The organism is Actinoplanes sp. NPDC051475 (assembly GCF_040689425.1).
Taxonomy (GTDB): domain Bacteria; phylum Actinomycetota; class Actinomycetes; order Mycobacteriales; family Micromonosporaceae; genus Actinoplanes.
Window position 1 is genome coordinate 102,836 of record NZ_JBFAZZ010000014.1, and the last position, 16,020, is coordinate 118,855.

The 16,020-nt window shown below is 72.0% G+C and carries 17 protein-coding genes; 8 read left to right on the forward strand and 9 right to left on the reverse strand.

The window, feature by feature from the left end:
• Window positions 1-35 precede the first annotated feature (35 nt).
• Both AB0368_RS26990 and AB0368_RS26995 read right to left on the reverse strand, forming a co-directional pair.
• On the reverse strand, window positions 36-1,001 hold the full coding sequence (locus AB0368_RS26990) for a Ppx/GppA phosphatase family protein (protein ID WP_366156766.1): 966 nt from the start codon (window positions 999-1,001) through the stop codon (window positions 36-38).
• A gap of 45 nt (window positions 1,002-1,046) precedes the next feature.
• A complete protein-coding gene (locus tag AB0368_RS26995; protein WP_366156767.1) occupies window positions 1,047-3,218 on the reverse strand; it encodes a ricin-type beta-trefoil lectin domain protein in 2,172 nt (723 codons plus the stop codon).
• Window positions 3,219-3,447: 229 nt separating this feature from the next.
• On the opposite strand from AB0368_RS26995, the gene AB0368_RS27000 reads away from it, so the two are divergent.
• Together AB0368_RS27000 and AB0368_RS27005 are read left to right on the forward strand one after the other, a co-directional pair.
• On the forward strand, window positions 3,448-4,872 hold the full coding sequence (locus tag AB0368_RS27000; protein WP_366156768.1) for a cellulase family glycosylhydrolase: 1,425 nt from the start codon (window positions 3,448-3,450) through the stop codon (window positions 4,870-4,872).
• Window positions 4,873-4,943: 71 nt separating this feature from the next.
• Window positions 4,944-6,131 carry an ROK family protein gene (locus tag AB0368_RS27005; protein WP_366156769.1) on the forward strand — a complete coding sequence of 396 codons (1,188 nt, stop codon included), beginning with the start codon at window positions 4,944-4,946 and terminating at the stop codon, window positions 6,129-6,131.
• A 6-nt stretch (window positions 6,132-6,137) separates the two neighbouring features.
• On the opposite strand, the gene AB0368_RS27010 is transcribed toward AB0368_RS27005, so the two are convergent.
• Window positions 6,138-6,653: a hypothetical protein gene (locus AB0368_RS27010; protein WP_366156770.1), complete on the reverse strand. Its 516-nt coding sequence runs from the start codon at window positions 6,651-6,653 to the stop codon at window positions 6,138-6,140.
• Between the two features lie 156 nt (window positions 6,654-6,809).
• Between AB0368_RS27010 and AB0368_RS27015 the strand changes: the two genes are divergently transcribed.
• Both AB0368_RS27015 and AB0368_RS27020 read left to right on the forward strand, forming a co-directional pair.
• Window positions 6,810-7,172 (forward strand): metalloregulator ArsR/SmtB family transcription factor, encoded by a 363-nt coding sequence (locus AB0368_RS27015; protein WP_366156771.1) that lies wholly within the window; start codon window positions 6,810-6,812, stop codon window positions 7,170-7,172.
• Window positions 7,169-7,648: an SRPBCC family protein gene (locus AB0368_RS27020; RefSeq protein WP_366156772.1), complete on the forward strand. Its 480-nt coding sequence runs from the start codon at window positions 7,169-7,171 to the stop codon at window positions 7,646-7,648. The genes AB0368_RS27015 and AB0368_RS27020 overlap by 4 nt, the downstream gene beginning before the upstream one ends.
• A 128-nt stretch (window positions 7,649-7,776) precedes the next feature.
• Here the strand turns inward: AB0368_RS27020 and AB0368_RS27025 are convergent, their stop codons facing one another.
• The 4 genes from AB0368_RS27025 to AB0368_RS27040 form a co-directional block, all read right to left on the reverse strand.
• Window positions 7,777-7,956 carry a YegP family protein gene (locus tag AB0368_RS27025; protein WP_366156773.1) on the reverse strand — a complete coding sequence of 60 codons (180 nt, stop codon included), beginning with the start codon at window positions 7,954-7,956 and terminating at the stop codon, window positions 7,777-7,779.
• Window positions 7,957-8,075: 119 nt separating this feature from the next.
• A complete protein-coding gene (locus AB0368_RS27030) occupies window positions 8,076-8,747 on the reverse strand; it encodes a DUF3618 domain-containing protein (RefSeq protein WP_366156774.1) in 672 nt (223 codons plus the stop codon).
• Window positions 8,723-9,142, reverse strand: a complete 420-nt coding sequence (locus AB0368_RS27035) for a phage holin family protein (RefSeq protein ID WP_366156775.1) — start codon at window positions 9,140-9,142, stop codon at window positions 8,723-8,725. Before AB0368_RS27035 ends, AB0368_RS27030 begins: the two co-directional genes overlap by 25 nt.
• A complete protein-coding gene (locus AB0368_RS27040; RefSeq protein WP_366156776.1) occupies window positions 9,139-9,855 on the reverse strand; it encodes a hypothetical protein in 717 nt (238 codons plus the stop codon). The genes AB0368_RS27035 and AB0368_RS27040 overlap by 4 nt, the downstream gene beginning before the upstream one ends.
• 169 nt (window positions 9,856-10,024) lie before the next feature.
• Here AB0368_RS27040 and AB0368_RS27045 point away from each other — a divergent pair, with 169 nt between their 5' ends.
• The 4 genes from AB0368_RS27045 to AB0368_RS27060 are packed head-to-tail and all read left to right on the forward strand — an operon-like array spanning window position 10,025 to window position 13,829.
• Window positions 10,025-10,420 carry a response regulator gene (locus AB0368_RS27045; RefSeq protein WP_366156777.1) on the forward strand — a complete coding sequence of 132 codons (396 nt, stop codon included), beginning with the start codon at window positions 10,025-10,027 and terminating at the stop codon, window positions 10,418-10,420.
• Entirely contained in the window at window positions 10,417-12,522 is a 2,106-nt protein-coding gene (locus tag AB0368_RS27050) for an ATP-binding protein (protein WP_366156778.1), read from the forward strand. The genes AB0368_RS27045 and AB0368_RS27050 overlap by 4 nt, the downstream gene beginning before the upstream one ends.
• On the forward strand, window positions 12,500-12,679 hold the full coding sequence (locus AB0368_RS27055) for a DUF1059 domain-containing protein (protein ID WP_366156779.1): 180 nt from the start codon (window positions 12,500-12,502) through the stop codon (window positions 12,677-12,679). The genes AB0368_RS27050 and AB0368_RS27055 overlap by 23 nt, the downstream gene beginning before the upstream one ends.
• A 7-nt stretch (window positions 12,680-12,686) precedes the next feature.
• On the forward strand, window positions 12,687-13,829 hold the full coding sequence (locus AB0368_RS27060; protein ID WP_366156780.1) for an EAL domain-containing protein: 1,143 nt from the start codon (window positions 12,687-12,689) through the stop codon (window positions 13,827-13,829).
• Here the strand turns inward: AB0368_RS27060 and ligD are convergent.
• Both ligD and AB0368_RS27070 read right to left on the reverse strand, forming a co-directional pair.
• Window positions 13,819-14,991, reverse strand: coding sequence for a non-homologous end-joining DNA ligase (gene ligD, locus AB0368_RS27065; RefSeq protein WP_366156781.1), 1,173 nt, complete (start codon window positions 14,989-14,991; stop codon window positions 13,819-13,821). The two genes, AB0368_RS27060 and ligD, sit on opposite strands and share 11 nt — an antisense overlap.
• Window positions 14,992-15,094: 103 nt before the next feature.
• Window positions 15,095-15,901 (reverse strand): SAM-dependent methyltransferase, encoded by an 807-nt coding sequence (locus tag AB0368_RS27070; RefSeq protein ID WP_366156782.1) that lies wholly within the window; start codon window positions 15,899-15,901, stop codon window positions 15,095-15,097.
• Window positions 15,902-16,020 lie beyond the last annotated feature (119 nt).

Consider the following 16,020-nt stretch of genomic DNA (forward strand, 5'->3'; position numbering starts at 1 on the left):
GCACCTCACCCTAGGCCCCAAAAGGTGCAAAGTTCCTAGATCGGCGGCCACGGGGCCCAGGCAGCGTTGCCGAGCTCCGGCTGATGCGCCTCCAGCCGGCGCAGGAGGATGCCCTCGCGCAGGCCCCACGGGCAGATACGGACGGAGGCGACACCGAGCCCCCGCATCACCTCGTAGCCGACGATCGCGCCCGCGAGGATCTGCCCGGCCCGGTGCGCCGACACCCCGGGCAGCCGCTGGCGCTTCACGGCCGGCATGCCCGCGAGGCGGTCGATCCACGGCCGCAGCGCCGGCCCCTGCAGTTCCCGGGTGACGAACGGCCCCCGGCGCAGCGGTGCCGAGCCGGTGAGCCGGGCGAGCTGCTGGAACGTCTTGGAGGCGGCCACGGCGGTGCGGGGCGCCTCCCAGGAGCCGTGCGCCGCGATCCGGCGTACCTGTTCGCGGACGTGTTTTCGCAGGTCCCGGACCGCCCGGCGGGACGGCGGATCACCGTCGCGCAGGAACTCCCGGGTGAGCCGCCCCGCGCCCAGCGGCAGCGACAGCGCGGAGTCGGGCTGCCTGTCGCGGCCGAAGGCCACCTCCAGCGTGCCGCCGCCGATGTCGAGCAGCAGCATCGGCCCGGCGCTCCAGCCCAGCCAGCGCCGGGCCGCCAGGAAGGTCAGCTGCGCCTCCTCCAGGCCGGACAGGGTGCCGAGCCGGATCCCGGTGGCGGCGGCCACGTCGTCCAGCACGGCGTCCCGGTTGGGCGCGTCCCGCACCGACGCCGTCGCGTACGCGAACACGAGGTCGACCCCGGCCCGCCGGATCTCCTGCGCCGCCCGGCCCACCGCGTCGATGAGGCGGCGGCGCCCGCCGGGCGCGATGGTCCCGTCCGGTCCGAGCCGTTCGGCGAGACGGGTGTGCAGCTTCCAGCTGTGTGCCGGCAGCGGCACCCCCGCCCCGGCGTCGGTGGCCACCAGGTTGACCGTGTTGGAGCCGATGTCGAGGACCGCGAGGCGCATGTCCGACGCCTACCCCGCGATCCCCGATCTCTCACCTGGCGGCGTTCACGGACCGCTGGTCAGATAGGTGACCTGGTGACCGGAGTTCACCGCGTCGCCCTTGTTGTTGATGACACGGGAGATGGTTCCCGTGCCGCCGAGGGACACCGTGACCATGTCGGTGAACCTGATGCCGGGCTTGGCGGGCACCTCGAAGGCCCGCGCGTTGACCACCGACCGGTTGACGTTGAAGTAGCAGTAGCTGCCGAGTCCCCACGCCTGGTGGTTGTTCACGGAGTCGGCCACCTTGTACGCCGCCCAGCCCTGGGTCGAGCCGTTCATGTACGCCGCCTGGTTCGGCGGGTCGTACGGCATCTCGTTCTGGTAGAAGTACGTCCGGCCGTTCTCGCCGTTCCAGATCGTCTGGTACTGCTGATAGTGCTCGACGAACAGGCCGTAGAACGTGACGTCGTCGCCGTTGACGACCAGGCCGTTGGCCGCCGGGTTGACCGTCCACCCGACCGTGCCGGCGTTGCCGTGGTCGGCCCGCCAGATCCACGCGTGGTCGCCGATCACGTCGTCGCTGTTGATCCGCAGGCTCACCGAGGCCTTGCCCGCGATCGAGCCGCCGATGCGGAAGAATACGTCGGACAGCACCGTCGGGTCGGCCGAATGGTCGGCCGACGCGCCGTTCGGGCCGACCTCCATCAGCACCGGCGAGTTCGTGGTGCCCGCGTCGAACAGCAGGCCGGCCACCCGTACGCCGTCGACGTCGGCGACGGTCATGGCCACCGCGCCGTTGTCCGGTACGAACGTCGCCAGCCCGAGGCCGAGCACGACGGTGCCGGCCCGGTTCACGGTGATCGGCGCGTTGAGGTGGTAGACGCCGGGCGTGACGAGCAGGTTCTTGCCGGCCGCCAGCGCCGCGTTGATGGTGGCGGCGGTGTCGCCGGCCTTGACCACGTAGAACGTGGCGATCGGCAGCGAGGAGCCGGCCGGGTTGCCGTTCGCCCAGGTGGTGCCGGTGGCGTTGCGGCGCAGGGCGGGCACGAAGACCTGGTACGCCCCGGCGCCGTCCACATAGAGGTACGGCTTCTCCGCGACCACCGGAGCCGACCCCACGCTCGTGTACGGCGGCGATGGGAAGCTCTGCGCCGGCGCCCCGGGGGCACCGACGAAGACCTGGTTCCAGTTCGAGCCGGACCAGCTGCCCATGGCCGAGTTGCGAGTCAGCCACTGCTGCTGCGTACCGGACTGGATCTGCCCGTCGATCCTCGAGTCGGCGAGGAAGCCGCCGGAGGACCAGCCGCCGTCGGACAGCGCCAGGTTGCCGCGTACATGCATCCGCCGGTACGGGGCCGCCTGCGACACCGCCCATCGGTCCAGCCCGCCGGTCGGCGTGACGGACAGGCCCTCGGCCGAGCGCCAGAAGTTCTGGGTGGCGTTCTGCGAGCCGTCCGGCCACCAGTCCGCCTCGGCGTGCACCCGGCCGTTGACGGTGACGGCGTCCGGGCTGAGGCCCAGGCCGGCGACCTGGGTGAAGAAGCCGACGTTCGCGTCGACGTTGTAGCTGCCGGGCTTGAACAGCAATGCGTAGCGGGCATTGCCGAACTGGTTGGTCACCTGCTGGTTGAAGACCTGGTTGAGCCGGTTCTGGATGGTGGCCGCCGACATCGACGGATCGAAGACGCTGACGTTCGGCCCGAGGTCGGGGTTCGACGGGTTCGGTGGCACGGTGCTCGGCGGCGTGGTGGGGGCGCCGGAGGCCGTCCACTTCTGGTTGGGGGTGCCGGCACACGACCACAGCTGGAGCCGCGCGCCGTCGGCGGTGCTGTTGTCCTTGATGTCGAGGCACTTGCCGGAGGCCGTGTTCACCAGGTCGCGGCCGGCGGTCAGCGTCCATTTCTGGCTCGCCACCGAGTCGTAGCACGTCCACAGGTGCACGACCGCGCCGTCGGTGGTGGCGCCGTTCACGACGTCCAGGCATTTGCCCTGGGACTGCACGGAGCCGTTGTCCGCGAGGGCCCATTTCTGGCTCGCCACGGAGTCGTAACACGTCCACATGTGCACGACGGCGCCGTCGGCGGTCGAGTTGTTCGCCACGTCGAGGCATTTGCCGCTGGACGCGCTGACCAGGGAGCCGGTGGAGGCGGCGAAGGCGTCGGTGACGCCCGCGACGCCGAGCGCTCCGACCGTGAGGGCGGAGCCGAGGACGGCGAGGAGCTTTCTTCTTCTCATGGCGTCCTTTTCGGGGAAAGGAGGGGATGGGGGACGCCAGTCAAAGGCTTGTTACGGCACCGAGTCAAGTCGATGAACGACAATAGATAATTGTTATGGGAGAGCGCTCTCTCGGCGCCGGGAAATGGCGGATGTCTCACGCCGGGGTCTGTCCGTGGGCACCGCCGCCCTGCTAGCCTGCCGATCAGCTTACTCTTATTTTTAGGCAAAGCGAAAGACGGGAGGCCCGATGGGCTACCTCCGCACCCGCGGAACGGAGATCGTCGACGAAGCGTGCCGGGCCCTGTTGCTGCGCGGGGTCGGGCTGGGCAACTGGCTGCTGCCCGAGGGCTACATGTGGCGCTTCGGTGACGGCCTCGGGTCACCCCGGGAGATCGAGGCCCGCATCGCACACCTGATCGGCGCGGACGCGGCCGCCGACTTCTGGAAGCGGTTCAGGGACGTGTTCGTCGCCGAGGAGGACATCGCCCGCATCGCGGAGCTGGGCTTCGACCACGTACGGCTGCCCATCAACTCCCGCATCCTGCTCACCGGCGACGGGGACTTCCGCGCCGACGGCTTCGCGCTGATCGACAGGGTGATCGACTGGTGTGCGCGCCAAGGGCTCTGGGTGCTGCTGGACCTGCACGGGGCGCCGGGCGGCCAGACCGGCACGAACATCGACGACTCGCCCCGCGGCAAGCCGGAACTGTTCATGGACGAGCGCTACCGCAGGCTCACCGTCGCCCTCTGGCGCGAAATCGCACGACGCTATCGGCACAACACCACGGTGCTCGGGTACGACCTGCTCAACGAGCCGCTCCCGGAGCAGTGGCAGTACGTCTATCCGCGCGAGCTGATCGACCTGTACATGGACCTCACCGCCGCGATCCGCGAGGAGGACCCGGACCATCTGATCATGTACGAGGGCCCGCAGTGGGCCACCGACGTGTCGGTCTTCACCCGGGTGCTCGACCCGAACTCCGTGCTGCAGTTCCACCGCTACTGGTGTGCGCCCGAGCGCGCGAGCATCGACGACTATCTGCGCGTGCGGGACCGCCTCGGGATACCCGTCTACATGGGCGAGGGCGGCGAGAACACCCCGGAATGGATCTACACAGCCACCCGGCTCTACGAGCAGTACGGCATCGGCTGGAACTTCTGGCCCTGGAAGAAGCTGGGCACCCGCACCTCGCCCGTCTCCGCACCGGTGCCGGACGGCTGGGATCGGATCGCCGACCCCGGTGACGAGGTGGACGCGGCGACCGCGCAGCGGCTGCTCGACACCATGCTGGACAACGTCGCGCTGCGGCGGTGCGAGGTCCGTGAGGACGTGATCAACGCACTCTTCGGGCGCGTACCGCTGCGGTTGCCGGCCTGGGGTCACGCGGAGACCGGCCCCGACGCCCCGACCCGCTTCGCCGGCCGTGACGAGGCCGCCCTGGAGGCGATCTGGCACCACACCGCGGGCGAGCCGTACCCCGATCCGCTGGAGCTGACCGTGCGCGCCGGGCAGGAGCTGCGGTTCCCCCTCGCCGCGCCACCCGCGGGCTGGACCGTCCACGCGGACGACCCGGCGGCCTTCGACGTACGGTGGTCCGGCGACGCGCTGGTGGTGCGCGCGACGGCCGGCGGCGTGCTGCGGGGACTGGACCTCACCGGGCGAACCGGGTAGACATGTCCGCAGGTCGTGGCACTCGGAGGCATATGGGCGTCAGTTTCACCTCGGGTCGCCGGAGCCTGGTCGTGCCCGAGGCATCCACCGTGACGTCGCTGCGCCACCGGAACCGCTCGCTGGTCCTGCGCCACATCATCCTGGCCCGCGAGACCACCCGCGCGAAGCTCGGTCAGCTCTGCGACCTCTCCCCCGCCTCGGTCACCAAGCTGGTCGGCGAGCTGATCGCCGAGGGCCTGGTGCAGGAGAACGGCTCTGTGGCCTCGCGCGGCGGCCGGCCCATCGCGCTGATCGGCCCGCGCCCGGAGGCAGCGTATTCGGTGGGCGCCGACATGGGCGAGCGCGGCGTCGCGGTCGAGCTGTTCGACCTCACGATGAACCGGGTCGACCGGGAGTTCCGCGGCGGCCGCGAGCAGGAGGACGCCGCCACCATCGCCCACGACCTGAGCGACGCGCTCGCCGCGCTGCGCGAGCGCAACCCGCAGGCGTGGACGCGGCTGCTCGGCATCGGCGTCGGGCTGCCGGGGCTGGTGGAGACCGACGCGAGCGGCGGGCAGGTGCTCTACGCCCAGACGCTGGGCTGGCCGCCCGTGCCGGTCGACCGGCTGGTCACCGCCGACGTCCCGGTCTTCGCGGAGAACGGCGCCAAGACCCAGGCCAAGGCCGAACTCTGGTTCGGCGCCGCGCACGACGTCGAGCACTCGCTGGTGGCCCTGCTCGGGCGCGGCGTCGGTCTCGGCGTCGTCAGCGACGGCCGGTTGACCCACGGGTACGCCGGCAGCGCCGCCGAATGGGGCCACACCAAGGTCGAGCGCAACGGCCGCCGCTGCCGGTGCGGCGGGCGGGGCTGCGTAGAGGCGTACGCCGGCTCCGACGCGATCCTCACCGCCTGGCGCGAGCAGGGCGGCGTCTTCGAGGGCACCGGCTGGCGTGCCGTCGGGGCCTTCCTCGAGGCGGCGGAGACGGACGCGACGGCGGCCCGGCTGCGCGACGAGGTGATCGACACCGTGGGAATCGGCCTGGCCAACATGGTCAACCTGACCAACCCCCAGCGCATCATCGTCGGCGGCTGGGTGGGCCTGCGCCTGATGGATCGCCTCGCCGGCCCGCTGGAGCAGGCGATCCGGCGGCACAGCCTGCCCCGCCCGGGCACCCAGTTCGACCTGCACCCGTCGACCTTCGGCGGCGACGCGGTGGCGCTCGGCGCGGCCATCATGCCGGTCGAGGCGATGATCGCCGCCGAGACCGCGGCCGCCTGACCGGTCTCAGTCGGTGAGCGGGATGATCTCGGGCCGGCCCGACGCCCAGTCGCAGTCGTCGGCGGCGACGCCGACCGGCTGGTAGTAGACCCGGATCCCGTAGCCGCCCTTCGCGGTGCTCACGGCGAACCACCATGGGCAGCCGCCGGCCGGCTTGATCGCCGAGTACACCCCGGCGGAGAACCCGGCGGGGCGCCAGCCCGAGCGCGCGGCCAGGTCGGCGTAGTAGGCGCGGATGTCCGCCGCGCTCTTCGACGTGGTCAGCCGCCGGGCGACGACGGCGTTGTTCACGAACGAGACGGGGCTGTCGCTCGGTGACGAGCCGCAGGAGTACGACTCGACGGGCTCACTGAGCCGGGATCCGGCCGGATGCTCACGGAACACCGCCTCCTTGCGGATCTCGCGTACGGTCTCCGGCCGGCCGCGGCAGGGACTCTGGGCGGCCGGTGCGGGTTCGTCCAGCGCCGCGAGCGCGACGGCCCAGAGGAAGAGTGCGCTCACCACGATCGGTCCGGCGAGCATGCCGATCCTCCGGAGGAGACTCCTGCGCGGGGCGGCAGGTGGGGTCGGCGGATTCGCGCTCATCTGTGTCCTTCACTGCGGGGCGATCGACGTCGTGATCATGCCGGACCCGGCCCCGCGTCGGCAGACCCGTAACCTGTTGGTTACGCTTCCGGGGTGGACGAGGTGGCGGGCGCGATCGCCGATCCGGTGCGGCGGGAGATCCTGCTGATGCTGCGCGACGAACCGCTCTCCGCCGGGCAGATCGCCGACCGGTTCGTGATCAGCCGCCCGGCCGTCAGCCGGCACCTGCGCGTGCTGCGCGAGGCCGGCCTGGTGCGCGACACGGCCGAGGGACGCCGGCGGGTCTACGCCCTGGTCATCGCCCCGCTCGACGAGCTGGCCGGATGGCTGGCCCGGCTGACGCGCCCGTCCGGCTGGCAGCACCACCTCGACGCGCTGGAGACCGAGGTCTACCGCACCCGCCGCGAGCGGCACCAGGCCGCCGGGCGACACCCATCTCAGAAGGAGACCGCATGAGCCCGACACCCACCGGCCGGCTGTTCGGCGACGACCTCGTGCTGACCCGTACGTTCCGCGCTCCCCTGGCCGACGTCTGGGCGAGCCTGACCGATCCGGCGCGCACGGCACGCTGGTTCGGCCCGTGGGAGGGCGACGCGGCACCGGGGAACACGATCAAGGTCCAGATGGTCCAGGAGGAGGGCCGGCCCTGGATGGACATGACCATCGACGCGTGCGAGCCTCCGCGCCGGCTGGCGCTCTCCTCCGTGCACGAGCACGGCAGCTGGCACATGGACATGGTGCTGACCGAGGACGCGGGCGTGACCGAGCTGCGGTTCACGCACCACCTGAGCGGCACGGAGGGCGTCGGCGAGGTCGGGCCGGGCTGGGAGTTCTACCTGGACGCGCTGGTCGCCTCGCGCGACGGCGGCCCGGCGCCGGACTTCGACGACTACTACCCCGCGATGAAGGAGCACTTCGAGGCGCAGCGATAGGGCCAGGTGCGGCGCTTCCTGTGTTGTTCGTGGGGGCTGGGAGCTGCCGGGGCGGGACCTGCGCCCGCCCCGGGTCGGCATGATCGAGATGGTGGCCTGCGTGCTGGTCCTGGGCGGGTCCTGCTGCTCTAGCTGGCCGTCTGGTCGTCGACGGTCGCACCCGGAGCGTTCTTCCGGATCGACTCGATCGTCTCCAGCGCGGACGACTTGCGGGTGTACGTCTCGCTGGTGGCCACGGTCTGGCCGTTGCTCGCGACCATGTTGAACCGGAACTGTCCGTTACTGGCCTTCTTCACGATGAACTTCATCGGTGATCACCTCCCGCACTGGTGATACCCGGTCCCGGCCTGCGCCGAAACCCCATACGCACCAACGGACACAGCAGTGGGCCCGCGGTACGACCGCGGGCCCACATGGTTGCGTTGCGTCAGGAACGGGCGTCGCTGAACGCCCGCTTGCTCTGGTCCTGTGCGTCCTGGGCGGACGAGCGGGCCTGATCCTTGGTCGCCTGCGCGGCGTCCTGCGCGGTCTCCTTCAGCTGGCCGACGGCCTCCTGCACCGTGCCGGAGAGCTCGTCCTTCATGCCCGCGGCGACGTCCTTGACCTTGTCGGTCAGGTCGCCGCTGTGCTCCTTGAGCTGCTCACCGGCACGCTTTTCGGCGTCGGTGACCGGGATCAGCGTGGCGGCCAGCATGCCGACGCCGAAGGCGATGATGCCGGCGGCGAGCGGGTTGCCCTGCGTCTGCTGGGTCACGGCCTGCGGCGCACCGCGGACCGTGTCGGCGACGTTGTGCGCCGCGCCCGACGCCTTGTCACCGAGCTGCGATGCCTTGTCCGACGCCATGCCGCCCAGGTGCGAAGCCTTGTCGCCGAGCTGGGAGGCCTTGTCCTGCACCGTGCCGGCCGCCGAGTGCGCGGCGCCGGAGGCGGCGTGCCGGGCGTGGTCCGACGTACCCATGATCTTCTCCTTCACCGCGGTCCAGCGTCGCTGCGCGACCCGCGAGGGGCTGGTCTTCTCCGCCAGCAGGTCCACGTCGCGCGTCAGCGAGGCGCGCGTCTGCTCGATCTCCTGCCTCAGCCGGTCGGGTTCTTGAGCCATTGCGCGTCCTCCTTGAGGGTGTCGACGGTGCGGTGCGGTACGGGATCGACGGTCTGGAGCTTCTTGCGGCCGTTGAGCGCGAGCACCGCCCCGGCGGCGCCCCAGAGCGCCGCGACGATGAGTGCGGCCCAGCCCAGGTCCATCACGTTGCCCAGCGCGAACACCAGCGCGAAGCTGAGCAGCACGATGGTCATGTAGCCCGCGAAAGCGGCGCCGCCGAGCATCCCGGCGGCCTTGCCGGCCTTGGCGGCCTCCTGCTTGATCTCCGCCTTGGCGAGCTCCACCTCCTGGCGGAACAGCTGGGAGAGGTCGTTGCTGACATTGCCGATCAGCTCGCCGATGGAGGTCGCGCCGACGTCCTCGCGCTGATCGTCGCGGTGGGCGGTCGCCGTCATCGCGTTCCTCCGGGCAGGTCGGTGGCGTAACCGTTGTCGGCGACGACAGGAGTGCCGGTACCGGTCGCGGCGTACTGCGTGGAGGTGCTGTACGAGCCGGGGGTGGTGCCGGTGCCGTAGGTGGACGCCGGGGTGTAACCGGTGGTGCCGTACGGCTCGGTCTCGGACGTACGGGAGACGAAGGCGTCACCGGCGGGCTTGCCGCTGTCGTCGTCGGCCTTCATCACGCCCTTGCCCAGGCGCCCGACCACGAAGCCGGCGGCCAGGGCGGTCGCGAGGAAGGCACCGGGACGGCGCCGGGCGAAGTCGGTGACCTCCTGCAGAACCCCTTCCGGGCCGTTGCGGTCCAGGTAGTCGGCGAGCTGCCGGCCACCGTCGGCGACCCGGGAGACCACGGTCGCGGCCGGCGAGTCCTGCCGGTCGCCGCGCATCTGGTCGAGGTGGTCGGCCGTCTCGCGGATGGTGCTCACCAGCTTGTCGCTCTGCGTACGGGCCTGCTCGCCGACCTTGTCACGCAGCTCGGCGGCGACCGTACGGGCCTGGCTCCCGGCCTCCGCGGCGACGCGCTGAGCCTGGTGCTTGGCGGTGCCGGCGACCTCGCTCGCCGCCTGTCCGGCGGCCTGGGCGCTCTGGCCCGCCGCCTGTCTGGCCGCCGACGGCGCGTCCGCGTGCGTGCCGTTCGGCGCGTACGGGTCCGCATATACGTCAGTCATATCAGCGCCTCCTCCTGAAGGTGTTCGGCAATGTCGTGCGGTCCACTGCCTACCCACCGTGATCCACTGCAATCCTGTTCGGCGCCGCCTTCATGCCGTCGGGTGGCGGGCGAACTCAGCGCCCGCGGCCGCACTGCCGATAGGACAGGCGGAAGAGGAGGTACGGCGGGTGGCACGGCTGCTGGTGGTCGACGACGAGCCGGACATCTGTGCCCTGGTCGCGCGGCACCTCATCCGGGCCGGGCATCAGGTCATCTGCGCGCACGACGCGCCGACCGCGCTCGCCGAGATCGCGGTGCACGGCGTGCCCGACGCCGCCGTGCTCGACGTCGGCATGCCGGGCATGGACGGCTTCGCGCTGCTCGAGCGCCTGCGCGCCGGCATCCCCGGCCTGCCCACCGTGTTCCTGACCGTGCTGTGGGACGCCGACGTCCTGGCGGCGGCCGCCCGGTACGGCGCCGGATACGTCGCCAAGCCCTTCACCCCGTCGGCACTGCACGACGCGCTGCACGACGTCCTCACCCGAGCGCGTGAGGCACCGCGGCACCCGGGAACGGCCTCATGAGCCTGCGGAGCTCGCTCGGCCGTACGGCGGTCTTCACGCTGCTGTACCTGGCTGCCACCTGGCTCGGGCGGCAGACGATCATGGACGGCACCAACCTCAGCCTGGTGTGGCCCGCCGCCGGCGTCTCCGCCGTCTGGTTCCTGGCCCAGTGGCGCTCGCGACGGCGGTGGCTGGACGTGCTGGCGTTGTCCGTGGTGACCATCGTGGTGAACATGGCCACCGGTGCGCCGGCCGTGCTGGCCGTGGGGTTCGTCGTGGCGAATCTGATGCAGGCGGGGGTCTTCGCGTACCTCTTCCGCCGGTGGCTGCCGCACCTGTGGGGCGGCGGCGGTGACCGGCCGCTGGCCCGGCTCGCCGAGCTCTGGCACCTCATCGTCTCCGCGTTCCTGGCCACCGCCGCGGGCGCGGTGATCGGTCCCACCGCCGGCTGGATCGTCAACGGGGTCTACTCCTGGCCGGCGACGGCGGTCTGGATGACCCGCAACACCGTGAGCATCCTGCTGATCGGCGCGACCGGCCTGCGACTGGGCCACGCGCTGCACCGGTGGCGGGCCGCGCGCCGGGCGGCCCCGCGGTGCGGCATCGTGCCGCCCGTCGGCAGGCACCTGCTGGAGTACGTCGCCGTCGTCGTGTGCTCGGCGCTCACCTACACCGTCGCGTTCGGTCTCGACAACGGGCTGCCCCTCGCGTTCCCCCTGCTGATCATGACCGTCTGGGCCGGGCTGCGGCTGCACACCGCCTTCGTGGTGGTGCACGACCTGGTCTTCGGCTCCACCGCGGTGCTGTTCACCCTGCACGGCGACGGCCCGTTCGCGCAGATCGGGGACAACGCCCTCCGCGCCCTGATCGCCCAGGCGTTCGTCGGCATGGTGGCCGTCGTCGGGCTCGCGCTGGCGCTCGGCCGCGACGAACGCGTCCGGCTGCTCGCCGACCTGCGCGCCTCCGAGAAGACGGCCGCAGACCAAGCGACGATGCTCGTCGCCATCGTCGACAGCATGGCCGAGGGACTCGTGGTCATGGACGACGACGGCCGGGTCATCCTGCGCAACTCCGCCGCCGCCCGGCTGATGGGCGGTGTGGTGAGCACCAGCGGGCAGGCGGCCGACGCCGGCTTCTACGGCCTGTTCCACCCCGACGGCAAGCCGCTGAGCACCGGCGAGTTGCCGTTCCGCCGGGCGTCGGAGAGCGGCGAGCCGCACAGCATCGACATCGTCGTCCGCAACCCCGGCGTACCGGATGGGCGCATCCTGCATGTGACCGCGACGCCGATCCCGCAGCTCGTCGACGGCCGGCCCTGCACGGTCAACATCTTCAGCGACGTCACCGCCGACCGCCGGCACCGCGACGAGCTCGCTTCCTTCGCCGGCGTCGTGGCCCACGACCTGCTCAACCCGCTCACCACCGTCGAGGGATGGTCCGACGCCGGCCTGTCCGCGCTCGACGAGGCACCCCAGCACCCCGCCGTCGAGGACGCCCGGGACGGCCTGCGCCGCATCCAGCGCGCCGGCACCCGCATGCGCAACCTCATCAACGACCTGCTCGCGTACACCACGGCCCGCGACGCGGCCCTCGCCACGGTCGACCTCTCCCTCGACGCCGTGGTCTCGGAGCTGGCCACCGCCCGCGTCGACCAGGCCCAGAGCGGCGGTGGCCCGGTTCCCCGGTTCACCGTCGACGGGCTGCCCGCGGTCCACGCCGATCCCGTCCTGATCCGTCAGCTGCTCGACAACCTGATCAGCAACGCGATCAAGTACACCGGCCCGGGCGTCGTCCCCGAGCTGGAGATCACCGCGGTGGCCGGCGACGCGGGCCAGGTCGAGGTGCGGATCCGGGACAACGGCATCGGCATCCCCGACGGACAACACGCCCGCGTCTTCGACAACTTCCACCGCGCCCACCGCACGGCCGGCTACCAGGGCACCGGCCTCGGGCTGGGCATCTGCCGCCGGATCGTGGAGCGGCACGGCGGCACGATCAGCGCCGAGCCGAACCCGGACGGGCAGGGCACCAGGTTCCGGTTCACGCTGCCCGCGGCCACCGCCGGCTCAGACCGGCGCGAGGGGCGCCGAAGAGAAGCTCATGAAGACCTTCGCCTGCGGTGACGTCGTACCCGGCTGCGACGCCACATTCGTCTGCGACACCGAGGACGAGATCCTGGCCGCGGTGGCCCGGCACGCCGCCGAGGACCACGGACTGACCTCCGTACCCCCCGAGCTGGTCGAGGCCGTCCGCGCCGCGGTCCGGCCCGTGCACGTCTGACCGTCTCGTGCCGGCCGAGGAATCCCCGGCCGACTGGCCGCGGATGCTGCGCGCGGCGGCAGCCGGGCACGGCCTGCACGCCGTCTATCAACCGATCATCGACGTCGCCCGCGGCGTCGGCGTCGGGTACGAGGCCCTGACCCGCTTCGTGGGTTATCCGGTACGCAGCCCCGAGCCGTGGTTCGCCGCCGCCCACGAGCACGGCCTCAGCGCCGAGCTGCAGGCGGCCGCCCTGCGCGCCGCGTTCGCGCACCGCGCCTCCCTGCCCCCCAACTGCTTCCTCACCGTCAACGTCGGCCCCGAGGTGCTCGACGCCGGCGTCGTCCGGGCCGTATGGCGCGAGCAGGGCGACCTGCGCGGCGTCATCGTGGAGCTCCCCGAGCACGTCGTCATCGACGACTGGCGGGCCCTCGAACCCGACCTCAACCGGCTGCGTTCGGCCGGTGCCCTGCTCGCGGTCGACGACGCCGGATCCGGGTACGCCGGCCTCACCCGCCTGCTCGCGCTGCGCCCCGCCATGATCAAGCTCGATCGCGCGCTGATCGTGGACATCGACCACGACGAGGCCAAGCGGGCGCTGGTCGAGATGGTGGGCACCTTCGCCGGCCGGATCGACGCCTGGCTGCTGGCCGAGGGCATCGAACGGGCCGGCGAGCTCACCACCCTCGCCGACCTGGGTGTGCCGCTGGCCCAGGGCTACTTCCTGGGACGGCCGGCCGCGCCCTGGGCCGCCGTCGAGTTCGAGGCCGCCCGGACGCTGGGCACCAGGGCCCGGATCAGCGCCGCGGCGGGTTCCGGGGCCGGCGACACCCTGCGCCGGCACCTCGACCATCCGCCCGTGGTGACCGACGCGGCGATGGCGGCCGCCGCCTTCGACGACGCCGCCGTCGATCTGGTCGTGCTCTGCGACGACCAGCAGCGGCCGATCGCCACGCTCGACGACCGCAGCGCCCCGGTGCCGGTGGTCACCCCCGGCATGCGGATCAACGTCGACTCCCCGGTGGCCGAGGCGGCGCTGCGGGCGATCACCCGTACCGATTGGGCACAGCCCTTGTTGTGCACCGACAACGCCGGTCGCTACGTCGGGGTGGTTCGCATCCCCCGGCTCATCCACGCCGTCAGCACCGCGGCCGACCAGGTCACGCCGTAGCCGAGGTGACCCCCGCGGCCGGATGCAGGTCGGCGAGGCGGACACCGGCCCGCACGAGGATCGCTTCCACGCCGGCGATCTCCGGGATGCGGTCGATGACGTCCTCGCCGTGGGTGATGCGGCAGAAGGTGACCGGGCCCTGCCGGATAACCTCGACCAGCCAGGTCCCGTCCGCGGTCGCCATCGCCATCTCCACGCTCTCGCCGGCGCCGCCGGGCCAGGTCTGCGCGGGTCGTTTGTCGAGCCGCAATCCACGCCAGGACGGGTGCCGCATCCGCCCGTCGGAGGTCCAGTTGCGGAACGACACCTCCCCGACCACCTCCGGCTCGACCCACCGGCCCCCGCGCACGAACTCGCGCGGGATGCCGGTCACCGGCGGCGTGGCCCGGGCGATCGGCCGCAGCATGTCCTGAAGGTGGTGCAGCATCTGCTGGGTGAACCCGGTGCCGACCCCGCCCGCGAACGACGGCCGGCCGTCCGGCCCGGCGACCGCCAGCAGCAACGAGCCGATGGTGCCGGCGCGGCGGCCCTGACCCGGCTTGTAGCCGATGACCACAACTTCCTGGGTCCGGTTGAACGGCACCTTGATCCAGTCGCGGGACCGGCGCCCCGGCTGGTACGCGGAGGCCAGCCGCTTGACCACGATGCCCTCCAGCCCCTGTGCCTCCGCGGCGGTCATGACGGCCTGCGGATCGGCGCCGACGAAGTGCGCGGGTACGCGAAGCGTCTCCGAGCTCAGGCCCAGCCCGGCAAGAAGGTCGCGGCGTTCGGCGTACGGGAGCTGCAGGGTCGCGTTGCCGTCGAGATGGAGCAGGTCGAAGACGTAGTAGACGACCGGCACCGCCGCCACCAGCGCGGGCGTCGGCTGCGCCACCTGCATGCGCTGCTGCAACCGGCCGAACGAGGGCCGGCCGGCGGCGTCCAGCGCGACCAGTTCGCCGTCGAGCACCAGCGCCCGGCCGCCGGCCAGGTCACCCAGCCCGGCGAGTTCCGGGTACGCGCCGGTCAGGTCGTTGCCGTTGCGGCTGTGCAGGCGTACGGCGCCGTCCTCGGCGTACGCGACGCAGCGGATGCCGTCCCACTTGAGCTCGATCGCCTGCCCCGGGCCGGTGGGCGGCTCGCCGAGGGTGGCCAGCATCGGCGCGACGATCTCGGGCAGCATGATCTCCAGTCAGCGACCCTGCGGCGGCCTTCGTCAAGCGGAGCGGCGCGATCTCCGTGAACTACACCGGTGGGGTTCGGGAGGCTCCGGGCGAACGGGCCGTTCAGCGGTGCACGCCGACCGCGGCGATGGTGATCGAGCTCGAGGGGTCGCCGTCCCACTCGTCGCCGGGTTCGGGACGCCACTCGGGCCCGTACACGATGCCCGGCTCCACCAGGTCCCAGCCCTCCAGCAGGCCGCCGAACCGGTCGCGGTCGCGGATCACGAGCGGCGTACCGGTGCGGTTGTAGAGGTCGGTGATCCGGTCGAGTTCCTCCGCGTTCGCGCTGGCCGTCGCGTGGGAGATCACGAGGATGCTGCCGGGTGCGGCCACCTCGTGGTAATGCCGCAGCGCCGCGGTCAGCGCCGGGCTGTCCGGCACGAAATGCAGGACGGCGAGCATGAGCACGCAGACCGGCTCGGCGAAGTCGATCAGCTGGCGCAGCTGCGGGTCGGACATGATGTCGGCGGGCTGCTGGAGGTCGCCCTGGATCGCGATCGTGCCGGGGTCGAGGCCGATGATCTCGCGGGCGTGCAGGACCGCGGTCGGCTCCCGGTCGACGTACGCGACCCGGGCGTCCGGGTGCAGCTCCCGGGCCACCTCGTGGACGTTGCCCTCGGTGGGGATCCCGGAGCCGAGGTCGAGGAACTGGCGGACCCCCCGGGACAGGGCGTAGCGGACCGCGCGCTGCAGGAACCCCCGGTTGGCCTTCATGATGCGCGGCAGGTCCGGCACCAGCTGCACGGCCCGTTCGGCGACCGCGCGGTCGGCCGCGAAGTTGTGCGTGCCGCCGAGGAAGGCGTCGTAGATCCGGGCCGCGCTGGGCTGGTTCGGATCGATTCCGGTGGGCAGGTGGGTGTCGCCGGCCATGGTGCCGCCCTTCCAACAGTTTCCGCGAACAGCGAGCACCGGGGGTGCGGATGACTTTACGTTGAGGGAGACACGCTCGCAGCCGACAGCCGGATACCGGGGTACGGACCCGCCGGGAT